Source organism: Novosphingobium rhizosphaerae, from assembly GCF_050920675.1.
Lineage (GTDB): Bacteria > Pseudomonadota > Alphaproteobacteria > Sphingomonadales > Sphingomonadaceae > Novosphingobium > Novosphingobium rhizosphaerae.
In genome coordinates, this window is the sequence record NZ_CP137861.1 from 1,421,282 (window position 1) to 1,434,892 (window position 13,611).

9 protein-coding genes and 2 pseudogenes are annotated in these 13,611 nt (G+C 58.7%); 9 read left to right on the forward strand and 2 right to left on the reverse strand.

From position 1 onward, the window contains the following. Positions 1-69: 69 nt before the first annotated feature. The 9 genes from R9J51_RS06550 to leuD all read left to right on the forward strand — a co-directional run bounded on the left by R9J51_RS06550 (position 70) and on the right by leuD (position 12,070). Positions 70-999, forward strand: a complete 930-nt coding sequence (locus R9J51_RS06550; protein WP_179506176.1) for an electron transfer flavoprotein subunit alpha/FixB family protein — start codon at positions 70-72, stop codon at positions 997-999. A 668-nt stretch (positions 1,000-1,667) separates the two neighbouring features. Next, positions 1,668-2,714 carry a gentisate 1,2-dioxygenase gene (gene gtdA, locus R9J51_RS06555; RefSeq protein ID WP_432787904.1) on the forward strand — a complete coding sequence of 349 codons (1,047 nt, stop codon included), beginning with the start codon at positions 1,668-1,670 and terminating at the stop codon, positions 2,712-2,714. Positions 2,715-2,717: 3 nt separating this feature from the next. Continuing rightward, complete coding sequence (locus tag R9J51_RS06560) at positions 2,718-3,590, forward strand: fumarylacetoacetate hydrolase family protein (RefSeq protein WP_179506177.1); 873 nt, start codon at positions 2,718-2,720, stop codon at positions 3,588-3,590. A gap of 107 nt (positions 3,591-3,697) precedes the next feature. Beyond that, entirely contained in the window at positions 3,698-4,300 is a 603-nt protein-coding gene (locus R9J51_RS06565) for a cytochrome b (protein WP_179506178.1), read from the forward strand. A gap of 421 nt (positions 4,301-4,721) precedes the next feature. Beyond that, complete coding sequence (locus R9J51_RS06570) at positions 4,722-6,980, forward strand: TonB-dependent receptor (protein ID WP_179506179.1); 2,259 nt, start codon at positions 4,722-4,724, stop codon at positions 6,978-6,980. A gap of 81 nt (positions 6,981-7,061) precedes the next feature. Continuing rightward, positions 7,062-8,276 (forward strand): hypothetical protein, encoded by a 1,215-nt coding sequence (locus R9J51_RS06575; RefSeq protein WP_179506180.1) that lies wholly within the window; start codon positions 7,062-7,064, stop codon positions 8,274-8,276. Between the two features lie 174 nt (positions 8,277-8,450). Next, positions 8,451-9,908 (forward strand): aspartate ammonia-lyase, encoded by a 1,458-nt coding sequence (locus R9J51_RS06580; protein ID WP_179506181.1) that lies wholly within the window; start codon positions 8,451-8,453, stop codon positions 9,906-9,908. 120 nt (positions 9,909-10,028) lie between these two features. Then, positions 10,029-11,453: a 3-isopropylmalate dehydratase large subunit gene (leuC, locus tag R9J51_RS06585; protein ID WP_179506182.1), complete on the forward strand. Its 1,425-nt coding sequence runs from the start codon at positions 10,029-10,031 to the stop codon at positions 11,451-11,453. Further along, complete coding sequence (gene leuD, locus R9J51_RS06590; RefSeq protein WP_179506183.1) at positions 11,450-12,070, forward strand: 3-isopropylmalate dehydratase small subunit; 621 nt, start codon at positions 11,450-11,452, stop codon at positions 12,068-12,070. The genes leuC and leuD overlap by 4 nt, the downstream gene beginning before the upstream one ends. 124 nt (positions 12,071-12,194) lie before the next feature. Here leuD and R9J51_RS06595 read toward each other — a convergent pair. Together R9J51_RS06595 and R9J51_RS06600 are read right to left on the reverse strand one after the other, a co-directional pair. Beyond that, positions 12,195-12,390 (reverse strand): annotated as a pseudogene (locus tag R9J51_RS06595) (integrase core domain-containing protein); the annotation flags it as partial. 352 nt (positions 12,391-12,742) lie between these two features. Beyond that, positions 12,743-13,548 (reverse strand): annotated as a pseudogene (locus R9J51_RS06600) (IS3 family transposase); the annotation flags it as partial. Positions 13,549-13,611: the final 63 nt, after the last annotated feature.

The window sequence follows — 13,611 nt, forward strand, 5'->3', positions numbered from 1 at the left end:
CACGTCTTGCCCGCGTCCTTCGAGTTTCCAGGTTTCTGCCTCAGGACGAACGGATCAGAGGATAGACAGATGAAGACACTCGTTCTGGTCGAATACGACAATGCATCGGTCAAGGATGCAACGCTGGCGGCGATCACCGCTGCCAGCCAGCTTGGCGCAGTGACCGCGCTGGTCGCAGGTGAAGGTTGCGACGGGGCTGCCCAGGCCGCCGCGCAGATCGTGGGCGTGGCCAAGGTGCTGAAAGCCGATGACTCGGCCTATGCCAATGCGCTGGCAGAAAACCTCGCACCGCTGATCGCGGGCGTGATGGCGGACTACGACGCCTTCGTCGCGCCCGCCACGACCACCGGCAAGAACGTTTCGCCGCGCGTCGCCGCGCTGCTCGATGTGATGCAGGTCTCGGACATCCTCTCAGTAGAGGGTCCCAAGACCTTCACCCGTCCAATCTATGCGGGCAACGCCATCGCCACGGTCGAATCGAGCGACGCCAAGCTGGTCATTACCGTGCGCAGCACCGCGTTTGCCAACGCCGAGGCCGCCGGCGGCAGCGCCAGCGTCGAGACGGTCAGCGCCACACCTGACAGTGGCCTGAGCAGCTTCGTTAGCGCCGAGATCGCCAAGAGCGAACGCCCGGAACTGACCAGCGCCAAGATCATCGTCTCGGGCGGCCGCGCATTGAAGGACGCAGCCACGTTCGAACAGATTATCACACCGCTGGCGGACAAGCTTGGCGCAGGCATCGGCGCGAGCCGCGCAGCGGTCGACGCAGGCTACGTGCCCAACGATTACCAGGTTGGCCAGACCGGCAAGATCGTGGCGCCCGACGTCTATATCGCGGTCGGCATCTCAGGCGCGATCCAGCACCTTGCCGGGATGAAGGACTCCAAGACCATCATCGCTATCAACAAGGACGAAGACGCCCCCATCTTCCAGGTCGCAGACCTCGGCCTCGTCGGCGACCTCTTCACACTGGTCCCCGAACTCACCGGGAAACTGTGAGGCTTCGCGTCGCACACCTTGCGAACGTGCAAACTACTGCACCGCCGCCGGATATGGGCCAGATTGATCGGATTCTGCTCTGGCTCAAAGCGACGACTGCGGCCTACTGCCTCTCGGACCATTCGCGCGGATCGGATGTGCCGTGCGGGGCCACCGTACCCCCTGAGCATCGTTTGCGCATTCACAAACACCGGACGACGCGCTTGCTCGACGGCCGATGCAGGCTTAGGCGGCGTGGACAAGTTCCACAACGTCACGGCTGGAGGCAAAAGCCGCCAGTTCAAGGAGGCGAGGAAGCGGAATATTTGGAATATTGCGCGACGAGCCGACGCGGAAATGGCGGTTTTTGGCCCAGCCCCGTAGGGGTTGCTCTATAAAAGGCCCTGGCAGCGTTGCTCGGCCTTGCAAGAGGCCCACTCTTGCTTCGTCCTCGCGCCTCCCCAAGGCCTTTTATAGAGCAACCGTGGCGTTGTGGAATTTGTCCACGCCGCCTAGTCTCAATTTGACTGACTTGAAAGTAAGTTGTACAGGGGCGGATACGCTTTGAGACAGCCTCTCTCTGGCATTTGAAACACGGCGGCTGATCGGACAGTGGGGGTCAAGATGTCATTCTTCAGTTATGGTAATTTCTTGTCGGGTTGCCGTTTCGTCGCTGAAAGGACGGCGGAGTGATTGTGGCTGGCGGTACTGCTGCATCGCCCATTTCGGACCGCACCGCATTTTACGAGACGCTCGACCAGCAGAACCTTGGTCCATTGTGGGAGTCGCTGAAGGGACTGGTGCCACGCGAGCCCCGCCCGAAAGCCGTTCCCCATGCTTGGCGCTATGCCGACGTTCGGCCCCGCCTTATGGAAGCGGGCTCACTCATTTCGGCCGAAGAGGCCGAGCGTCGCGTGCTCGTCTTACAGAACCCCGGCCTGCCAGGCGCATCGCAGATCACCGACACGATCTATGCCGGCCTCCAGCTTATTCTGCCGGGCGAGGTTGCTCCCGCCCACAGGCATAGCCAGTCGGCGCTGCGCTTCGTGATCGAGGGGCAGGGTGCATTCACGGCAGTCGACGGCGAGCGCACCACCATGCATCCCGGCGACTTCATTATCACCCCTGCCAATACCTGGCACGATCACGGCCATGACGGCGGCGGGCCTGTGGTCTGGATGGATGGTCTTGATGTACCGCTGGTCCGATTTCTGGGTGCGGGCTTCCGCGAAGAATACGACGAAATGGCGCAGGGTGTAACTCGGCCAGAAGGCGACGCCGACGCGCGCTACGGCGCGGGCTTGCTGCCCATCGACTGCGGCAAGCGCGCCACTTCGCCGATCTTCAACTATCCCTATGAGCGGACACGTGCTGCACTGGAAAGTATGCGCCACGGCAGCGCGCCAGATCCCTATCATGGTTTCGCACTGAAATACGTCAATCCAACAAGCGGTGATTGGGCCATCCCCACGATCGGGGCAAGTATGCGCCTGCTGCCGGCCGGGTTCTCGACCAGGCCCTATAAATCAACTGCCGGTGCCGTGGCGGTCATGGTTGAAGGCAGCGCCACGGCCACGGTCGGCGGCACGCGGATCGCGCTTGATGCACACGACATTCTCGCGATGCCCGCCTGGACCCCCCAGATCTTCGAAGCGGTGGAAGACACCGTTCTGTTCATCTTTTCCGACCAGCCAGTTCATGAAAAGCTCGGCTTGTGGCGCGAAAGCAAAGGCTGACCCATGAAATTCTGTCGCTTTAACCATGATCGAATTGGTGTCGTCCGGGGCGATCTGATTCACGATGTCACAAGCCTGTTTGACCGGCAGCTGTCATGGCCCACGGCACCAGGTGATACGATTATCGCTCAGTTGCCGGCCGTTCACGCAGCCGGCATGGACATTGCGAATATGCCGACTGTGGCGCTGACGGACGTTCGGCTTGAGAGCCCGGTTGCCAACCCGAACAAGATCATCGGCGCGCCGGTCAATTATCATGCCCATATCGCCGAGGCGAATGCTGACAGCGAGATCAATTCCGGTCGTACTTACACGACGCTGAAGGCGTATGGTCTGTTCTTGAAGGCGAACAGCAGCCTGATCGGTCCCCAGGACGATATCAGCTTGGCTTTTGCCGATCGCCGGACTGACCATGAAGTTGAATTGGTCGTGGTTATCGGCAAGACGGCTCGCCACGTGTCGCGTGACGATGCGTTCGGATATATCGCCGGTTACACGGTCGGCCTCGATATGACGGTGCGCGGCCAGGAAGTTCCGAGCTACCGCAAATCGCCGGATGGCTATTGCGTGTTGGGCCCATGGCTGGTTACACCTGATGAGATCGAAAATCCCGACAAGCTCAAGCTGAGCCTCACGGTGAACGGTGAAAATCGGCAATCCGCCAACACCGATTTGCTTATTCTCGGCGTGGCCCGGCTGATCGAATACGCCAGCGCAGTTTATACGCTTTATCCCGGTGACATCATCATGACCGGCACTCCGGCGGGCGTTGGTCCGGTGCAGGCGGGCGATGTGATCGAAGCTAGCGTCGAAAACGTCGGAAGCCTTCGGATCAGCGTCATCCCCGCACAATCAACGGTTGTCGGGAGTGAGTGACAGCCAATCGCGCAGCAGCTTTGCGGTAGGCAGGCACGCATTCTGATCGCAAGGCAAAAGGTGATGACGATGCTGGCTGAACGCAGTGGAAGGGCGGCAACGGTCGTATGATTTCCAATCTACAAGAAGCCTCCAGCAACGACGGACTGGACGGTGCCCCGACTGCGACCATGCCGGTTCAGCGATACGGTGGTCTGTACCAGTTGATGCATTGGGTGACGGCCGTGGTGATGCTGGTCGTCATCGTTTTGGGCTGGGTCATGCATGTCCAGCCAGACTCGCCCGCCCTGTACCCACTATGGGAATGGCATAAGACGCTCGGGCTGTTCGTTCTTATAATCACGGCCATCCGTTTGGTCTGGCGGCTCATAGCTCCGCCGCCGCCGCCGCTTCCCGGCCAGCCTGCCTGGGACCACAGGCTGGCTCAATGTACCTACGCGCTGTTTTTCACTGCACTGATCGGAATGCCGGTGACGGGGTACTTGCTATCGACTGCCGGCGGCTATCCACCCACGCTTTTCAATCTGATTCCTACGCCAGCACTTTTCGGAAAGGATCCAAAGATCGAGGCGGTCGCCCATTGGCTGCACCTCACATCGCAATGGCTGATTTATGGCCTGATCCTGCTGCACTTGGCCGGTGTCGTATATCATGTTGCGATCGTGCGGGATCGCACCCTTGATCGGATGCTGCCACAACCTTTGGACTGATTGAACATTCGCGCAGGGCAGTACGTGACTATATTTCGCGTTTCCCAAAGATTGCGGCTGAATCGCGGGTGACGGTTGATACGGCCGCAAACGGTGCCCTCTTTACACATGATTTGTCGCAGAATTGCGTCCGATTAACGCGCAGTGCCAACGCTAACCATACGTGCTTGAGATGGCATACCCTTTACCGCGACAAAGCGTGTTGACTTACCTGCATGTCAGTTGCATAACAAGGCTCAGCCTGGGTCTGAGCCGAGCGTCTTAGTGTGACGCAATGTGCCGTCAGAAGGGCAAATGCCTGCTTGAACGAATTGCTCATTTGATTGTTCGCTTAAATCAAATTTTTGCGAACAAGGCGAATATTTCTTCATAGCCAATAAAGAAAATTGCACGTAGCCAGGGAAATCATAGGGGAAAATAAATGTCGAGCATCCTCAAAATTACGACATTTTGCTTGCTTGTCACTTGCGCGGCGCCCGCGCTGGCTCAAGCCCAAGTTGCTGAGCCGCAGTCTTCGGCCGACGCCATCGACACGAGCGGCGATATTGTCGTGACAGCGCAGAAGCGCTCGGACCGTGCGCAGGATGTGCCGATTTCGTTGGCGGTTCTCTCGGGCGATCAGCTCACCGCATCGAAGGTCACCAACGTGACCCAGCTTGGCGCGCAGCTTCCCAACGTTTCGCTTACCGCACCATTTGGTGAAGTTCAGCCTGCGTTCGTTATCCGCGGCGTCACCATGTCGGACTATGCGATGAGCCAGCAGAGCCCGATCGCTATCTACGTGGACGAAGTCTATAAGGGCGTTGCTGCCGTCCAGGCCCTGCAGTTGTTCGATCTGCAGCGCGTCGAAGTTCTGCGCGGCCCGCAGGGCACGCTTTACGGCAAGAACGCCACTGGCGGCGCAGTCAGTTTCTATACTCAGACCCCGCAATTCGACGGTACGCATGGCTATGCATCCGTTGGCTATGGCAACTACAACCGCAAGCTGGCTGAAGGCGCTATCGGCGCGCAGCTGAGCGACACAGTCGCCGTCCGCATTGCGGGGCGTTACGAAAAGGCCGATGGCTGGGGCAAAGAAATCGAACCGGGCGTTCCTGACACCGGCGCCAAGGACAACTACTCGCTGCGCGCGAGTATTCGCTATCAACCCAGCACCGACACCGACATTATCCTGCGCGGTTCGCTGGGCCGGGTCCGTTCGTCTGGCATCCCTGAGGCGAGCCGCAACGGTCCCGAAGGCGTTAACTTCACCGGAACTCCTGCATTCGACCGCGGCAACCTGGGCTTTTATCAAAATGCCAAAGGCAATGGTTCGGTCCTGAAGAGCAACACCGAAAGCGTCTCGCTGACCATCAAGCATACCCTGTCCGACGGCCTGTCGCTGACCTCGATCAGCTCCTACGATCACGGTCGGCTGTTCAACGACGAGGACGTGGACAACACCCCGTTTCGGATCATCAACATTGCGGATCTTTCGCAGGTCAATGCCTATGGGCAGGATCTGCGCCTGGCCTATGATGCCGGTCCACTCCAGTTGCTGGGTGGTGCCTATTACAATCACGAAAAGGTGCGGTTTACCGAGCGCGCCGAATTCCTGTTCCTGGAAGGCGTCTACGATCCGGCCCATCCGCTGAACTCTTCTTGCGCTCAGGACGAATTCACTGGCTGCCGCTATGTCAACGATCTGACCCAGATCAAGGACAGCTCCGCTGTCTATGCGAACGCTAACTATCACATCACCCCGACCATCGAAGTCGTCGGCGGCGTTCGTTTCACGCACGACGTGGGCCGCCTGCCGAAATATCGTTCGTACCTTGGCTTCCATGACGGCACGACCGGTGCCGATCTGGAAGAAGGTCTCGTGACCATCACGGAATCGCCGATCAAGCGCCGTGTTGACAACAACGTTAGCTACAAGCTGGGCGTCAACTTCAAGCCGAACCGCGACACGCTGCTCTATGCCAGCTTCAGCACCGGCTATCGCGGTTCGTCCTTCAACGGTCTGGCAGTGATCTCGCCTGCCCAGATCACTGCGGCTAGCCCCGAAAAGGTCTATGCTGCTGAAATCGGAGAAAAAATCCAGTTGCTTGGCCGCAAGCTGACCATCAATAGTGCTGCGTTCCACTACATCTACAAAAACCAGCAGACCCTCGGTTCGTTCGAGCAGAGCATCATCCAGACGCTGTTCAACGCACCGACTGCCACAATCTGGGGGGGTGAATTCGATATCACTGCCCAGCCGGTCCGGGCGCTTCGCTTGAACGTCAGCGGTGGTTACCTCGATGGAACGTACGGCAAGGGCATCATCGGCGGCGTGCAGGTCGATGGTCATCGCCTGATCGGTGCGGCCAAGTGGACGCTGAACACGGCTGCCACCGTCATTCCCATTGACGATAATCAATATGCGCTGGCGCTCAACGTTCAGGGCAACTACACCGGCAAGCGTTACTTCGACATCTTCCAGCAGGACGCGACCAGCCAGCCAGGGTTCTGGCTCGTGAACGCCAACGCCTCGCTCGATTTCAAGGAGAAGGGCATCAAGGTTTCGGCATGGGGCCGTAACCTGCTGGGCAAGCACTATGTCACCACCATGCAGGACATCAGGGGCTTCACCAACCAGGTGTTCACCGCGCTTGGCGAACCGCGTACTTATGGCGTGGACGTGAAGTTCACTTTCTAAATATCCATTCGAGTAGCCGGCTAGTCTCGCACGAATAGTGCGAGACTAGCGGAAAGAGTAATCGCCTGCAGGGAACTCGATATGGGCCAGGACGCCGCGTTTCAGTCAAATCGCACGATCGCACTTAGTATGGCGATCGGAACCGGCGGCCTAGCCTTTTTTGCGATAATTCCGATCGTAATGGGTAGCCTGGTCACTGCGGGGCGTATCGACGCACAACAGCTGGGCTGGGTGGCTACCGGTTCGACCATTTTCAGCGCAGCTGGCATGATTCTGGGTCTCAAATGGCTCAAGCGGTCGCAAGATCGCTGGATTGTTGTCCTTTCGGGCGCCATCGTTGCAATAGGCAATGTTGTTGCTTGGTTCATGCCCAATTTTGCACTGATCTTCTTGGCTTGCAGTGTCGCCGGGGTTGCACAAGGCGTGCTTGTGGCGGTGGTTGCCTTGTCGATAGGGTTTGCTGCCAATCCCGCCAGGCTGTCGGGAATCTTCTTGGCTGTCAGTGTGCCGCCGCCGCTCCTAATGGCTTATTTCTTGCCTGCCGTTCTAATGCCTCGCTTCGGGAATGGCGCGGGCTTTGCCTCGGTAGCCTTGGTTGGCGCTATCTGCTCGATCTGCGCATTGTTCATCCGTGACGATTTCGCCAAGGAAATGCACGAGGTCGTCGAGCCTATTCGATGGTCGCCATGGAACATCGCAGCACTCGCCGGGGTGTTGCTGGGGACCGCGGGATTCGGCGCTGCCTGGACTTACGTCGATCTGCTGGGCGGCGGTTTGGGCCTGACTCCGCAGAGGATCGGCCTCGCGCTGAGTGCCGCGATCGTCGGGCAGTTTGTCATCAGTTCGATGGTGGCCATGATCGGTTGGCGGCTCCCGATGCTCAAGACCTTGCTTGTGGTTTCCGCGTTCCAGATTGCCATTGCAATGATGCTACAAACCGCCGGCACCCCTCTCATGTTCACACTTCTGCTCAGCGCGTTCGGCTCATTGTGGCAAGGCTCCACACCTTATGCCACCGGCTTGCTCGCTGCGCTCGATGACAGTCGCAGACTTGCCGCGCTCACGCTGCCACTTCAGCTCGTCGGCCTCGCGCTCGGCCCATTGGTGGCGTCAACCGTGGCCAGCACACACGTGTTCTATGTTCTGCTGATCGCAGCAGGCTTTTATGGGATGACGTTGCTCGCTTACATGTTTGTGCTTTTCGACCATAAATATTCCGACACCATTTCTTTCAAGTCTTTGGAAGCTGATCCCACCGGCCATTTCGAGCCGCTCGGGACCGAGGCGGCGGAGTAAACCTGACACCGCTTCGGCCGTGCCGGACCATGCGATGCTCAAGGACTATCGTTTGAGCTGCATGGCGCGGTTCCCCCTTACCTCATGGTTCCACAGTCGGAAATCGACGCAAGCAAGGGGCGAGCCCCTTGCGCTGCGTTCGAGCGATGCAGACGAATAGGCGGAGAAGCTGCGATGACCCACGCCAAAGATCCCTTCTTCCGTATCGAGCACGATCTGCTCGGCGATCGCGAAATTCCAGCGGATGCCTATTGGGGAATACACACACTGCGTGCCGTCGAAAACTTCCCGATCAGCGGCCAGACCTTGCAGACTGCACCTGAGCTCGTGATCGCTTTGGCCGCAATCAAGCAGGCCGCGGCCCTTGCCAATCATGAGCTTGGGTTGCTCGGCAAGGAGCGGGTGGATGCTATCGTCGCTGCCTGCCGGGAAATCCGTGCTGGCAGCCTCCACGATCAGTTTGTTGTCGATCTGATCCAGGGCGGGGCCGGAACCTCGACCAACATGAACGCCAACGAGGTGATTGCCAATCGCGCGTTGGAAATCCTGAAGAAGTCCAGGGGCGACTATTCCTGTCTCCACCCGAACGAGCATGTGAATCTGGGGCAGAGCACGAACGATGTCTATCCCACGGCGCTGAAAGTCGCTGCCCTGACGGCGATCAAACGTCTACTTGGCGCCATGGCCAGCCTGCGCTGTGCGTTCGATGCCAAGGCACTTGAGTTCGCCGATGTTCTGAAGATGGGGCGAACCCAACTGCAGGATGCGGTTCCGATGACTCTGGGGCAGGAGTTCGGAACGTATGCTCTGATGCTCGCCGAGGATGAAAGCCGACTGTCCGAGGCAAGCCTGCTCTTGCTGGAAATCAACCTTGGCGGCACAGCAATAGGTACCGGCATTTGCACTCATCCTGACTATGCCGAATGCGTGCGTCGACAGCTGGCAGAGATAACTGGACTGGAGGTCGCCACCGCGCCTAATCTTATCGAAGCCACTCAGGATTGTGGATCATTTGTTCAATTGTCGGGTGTCCTGAAACGCGTGGCGGTGAAGCTTTCGAAAACATGCAATGACTTACGGTTGCTCTCGTCCGGGCCCCGTGCTGGTTTTAATGAAATCAATTTGCCGGCTAAACAGGCCGGGTCGTCGATCATGCCCGGAAAAGTCAACCCGGTGATCCCGGAAGTCGTTAATCAGGTCGCCTATGAGGTTATCGGCAACGATTTAACAATCACTATGGCTGCTGAGGCTGGACAGCTACAGTTGAATGCATTCGAGCCAATAATTTTCTATAGCTTGAATCGAAGTTTGGTGCACCTCACTGCTGCGTGCAGGACGCTCGAAAATAATTGCATAGTCGGAATAACTGCGAACCGTGACCACCTCCGATATATTGTTGAGAACTCTATCGGTGTTGTAACGGCCCTGAACACCCACCTCGGCTACGAGGTCGCGACGCAGATAGCCATGGAGGCCCATTCTACCGGGCGCGGAGTTTACGATCTCGTCCTCGAAAAGAAGCTGATGTCTGTCGATCAGTTGGAAAGGGTACTGCTCCCTGAGAACTTGATTGGAATTAAAACTGCGACACGAGATGCCGAAAAATTCGTTCACTCTGCATCGATGAACTAGAGAAACCAAGGATTTCGTTTGCATGTTGAAGGGGATGGATTTCTCAGCCGAGACAGATCTCGCGACACGGATCGCAGCGGCAGATGACGTTGCCCACATTCCTTACGCGGCTTCCTTCGCATGAACGCCGACAGACCCAGGACGCTGTTCCAAAAAGTGTGGGATGCACATGTCGTCACTTCGTTGGGTGGCGATGCTGTTTTGCTCTATATCGACAGGCACCTTGTGAACGAAGTTACCAGCCCGCAGGCATTCGAAGGGTTGCGCGTGAGTGGCCGAGGCGTACGTTGCCCAGGCGGTACTGTTGCTGTCGCCGATCATAATGTACCCACCGATTACCGCAGCGGTGGCGTGGCAGCAATTATGGACCCGGAGAGCCGCCTACAGGTCGAAACGCTGGAGCGTAACGTCGCCGATTTTGGAATCCCCTATATTCCCCTCGTCAGCAAGATGCAGGGCATTGTCCACATCATTGGCCCGGAACTGGGATTGACCCTCCCCGGGTCGACGATCGTCTGCGGGGACAGCCACACGTCGACCCATGGCGCATTTGGCGCGCTCGCCTTCGGAATCGGCACCAGCGAGGCGGAGCATGTACTCGCGACACAGACGCTTATCCAGCGACCTGCCCGCTCGATGCTCATGGAGATTGTGGGCGTACTTGGCTATGGCGTCACCGCGAAGGATTTGATCCTTCACATCATTGGCCGGATCGGCACTGCCGGCGCAGCGGGCCATGTGATCGAATATGCGGGGGAAGCGGTTACGGCGCTCGATATGGCCGGGCGGATGACACTGTGCAACATGTCGGTCGAAGCCGGTGCGCGTGCAGGCATGATTGCGCCGGACGATAAAGCCTATGATTGGCTCTCGGGTCGGCCGCTGGCACCACAGGGTGCGAATTTCGATGCCGCGCGCGCCCATTGGGAAACATTGCGCACCGATGATGGTGCAGTCTTTGACAGAGTCGTGCGGATCGACGCCGCCGCAGTACGGCCAATGGTAACCTGGGGAACCAGCCCTGAAGCCGTCACCGATGTCGGCGATGTGGTGCCCGATCCGGCCCGGTTTTCCGATCCGGCGAAGCGGCGCGAAGCGGAGGCGGCGCTTAATTATATGGGGCTGGCGCCGGGGTTGCCGATTGCGGGGCTGCCAATCAATATTGTTTTCATCGGCAGTTGTACCAACGGCCGCATCGAGGATTTGCGCGCCGCCGCCGGGGTTGTCGCGAACCGGCATGTCGCACCGGGCGTGCGTGCGTTAATCGTTCCTGGCTCGGGGCAGGTCAAGGCGCAGGCGGAGGCGGAGGGGCTGGACGAGATATTCCTCGCTGCAGGCTTTGAATGGCGCGATGCGGGCTGCTCAATGTGTCTTGGCATGAACCCCGATCAACTCCGACCGGGGCAGCGCTGTGCCTCGACCTCCAACCGCAATTTCGAAGGACGGCAGGGACCGGGCGGGCGGACGCATTTGATGTCCCCCGCGATGGCGGCAGCGGCGGCGGTCACGGGCACAATCGTCGATCCGCAGAGTCTTGTACCATGACGCCTTTCACCACGCTCGATGCAGTCGCCGCACCACTGCCGCTGTCGAATATCGACACCGACAAGATTTTGCCTGCGCGGTTCCTCAAGACCATCAGCCGTATTGGGCTCGGCGCGGCCTTGTTCTCGACATTGCGAGTGGAGCCGGGCTTCGTACTGAATGTGGTGCCATGGAATAGCGCTGGTATTTTGATAGCTCTCGAGAATTTTGGCTGCGGATCAAGCCGCGAACATGCGCCGTGGGCATTGCTTGACTTTGGTATACGCTGCATTATTGCCCCAAGCATTGCAGATATTTTCTACAATAATTGCTTCAAAAATGGGATATTGCCCATAGTTTTGCCTTCTGATCACATCGAGGCGCTGATGTGCTTGGCGAGTGAACCCGCGACAGCGCGGATGCGAATATCTCTGGAGGCACAAACAGTAACGACTTTGGTGGATTCGAAATTTTTCTTCGATGTTGATGCTGGTCGCAAGAAAGACCTTCTTGCGGGTATTGACGAAATCGGACGATCACTGAAACTCATGCCTGAAATTGATTCCTTCGAGGCTGAAAGGCGCGCACAAGCGCCGTGGTTTCCGCAGATTGACGCCACGATTTTGGCACATGGCTGAGTAACAGGGGGATTTGCGTCCGTGACCCTGTCCCGAATTTGCCGCCGTTCAGAACGAGAGGTCCGGCCTTGATTGACACTGTGCCGGAATTACCTCCGGCCAGAACGAGAGATTTGGCGCTTCATCACCCGGGGTTAACCCCGGGCGATGAAGCAAATTCGGCCGGTGTCAGGTACTCCAGGGATGTGTGGGGTCGGTTCGTTTAAGTCCGTCCGCCACGCCTCGATCTTGGCCCTGGCGTTGTCGAATGACAAGAACCATTGCGTGTTGAGGCATTCATCGCGCAGGCGCCCGTTGAACGCCTCGATGAAGGCATTATCCGGCATGATGCATGTCGGTGACTCGTTCCGGAGGTCAGCACGACCTGCTGGGTTCTGCTGATCCGGGCCATGGTGCACCGGGAGCACGAAAAGTGCGGGCAGGCCGTCGCACAGACATGCGCTGCGAGCTCGAGGTCGTTATCTGGCCGCCCCTGTGACTAGCCCGGATGCGCTGCGAGCGCGGATCCGTAATTGTCGTGTCGCCCGCCAGCTCCCTGAACCTTGTTGGACTAAGGAGGAGGCTATGCGGATTGTCGGCATGGACATTCACCGGGTAGCGGCCGAGGCGCGTGGCGCTGCTCGATGGCAAGTTGGTGAAGCTCGGCCGAATTCCCATGTTACGCGAGCGCCTGGCGAAGGCCGCCGGTGTCTCGTAGCCAAGGGCTGAATGCGGACGTTCGTGGTTGTAATCCTTCACCCAGGCAGCGATCTGGGCGCGGGCATGGTCCATGTTGAGGAACAGCGTCTCGTTGAGCAGTTCGTCACGCATCCGGCCGTTGAAGCTCTCAACATAGCCGTTCTGCATCGGTTGGCCCGGTGCGATATAATGCCACTCCACGTCGACCTCGCCACACCACGCAAGCACGGCATTGGAGGTCAGTTCGGTGCCATTGTCACTGACAATCATGCCGGGTTTGCCCCGCTCGACAATCAGATCGGTTCCCGCACCAGCCTGTGCCCCGAAATCGAGGTATCCGGGACGGCCCGCAGGCATTCCCGGGTCACGTCGTCGACGATGTTAAGCACCCGAAACCGGCGCCCCGAAGCCAGTTGGTCATGGACGAAATCCAGGCTCCAGCGCTGGTTGGGCGACGCCAGAACTGGCGCCCTTGCCCGCGCACCTATGGCGCGGTGCCGATTGCGTCGTCGTCGAACCGCCAGCTTTTCCTCTCGATCGAGGCGCTGGGTTTTCTTGCGGTTGATCACGATGCCCTCCCGTCTAAGCAGGATATGCAGGCGACGATAGCCAAACCGCCGGCGTTGCTGAGCAAGCTCGCGCAGTTTCGTCCAAAGCTCGGCATCATCATCCCGCCGGGGCTGGTAGTGCATGCTCTTCCGGTCAGCGCCGATGACACGACACGCCGGCCGCTCGCTCATCCCCAGAAGCGCCTGAAGACGCGCGACCGCCTCTCGCTTGGCAGCGGGCGTCACCAATTGTGGGATGGTCCGCCCCCTTACGGAGCGACGCAGTCAGGTGCATTCTGGCTGTCTCATCGAGGA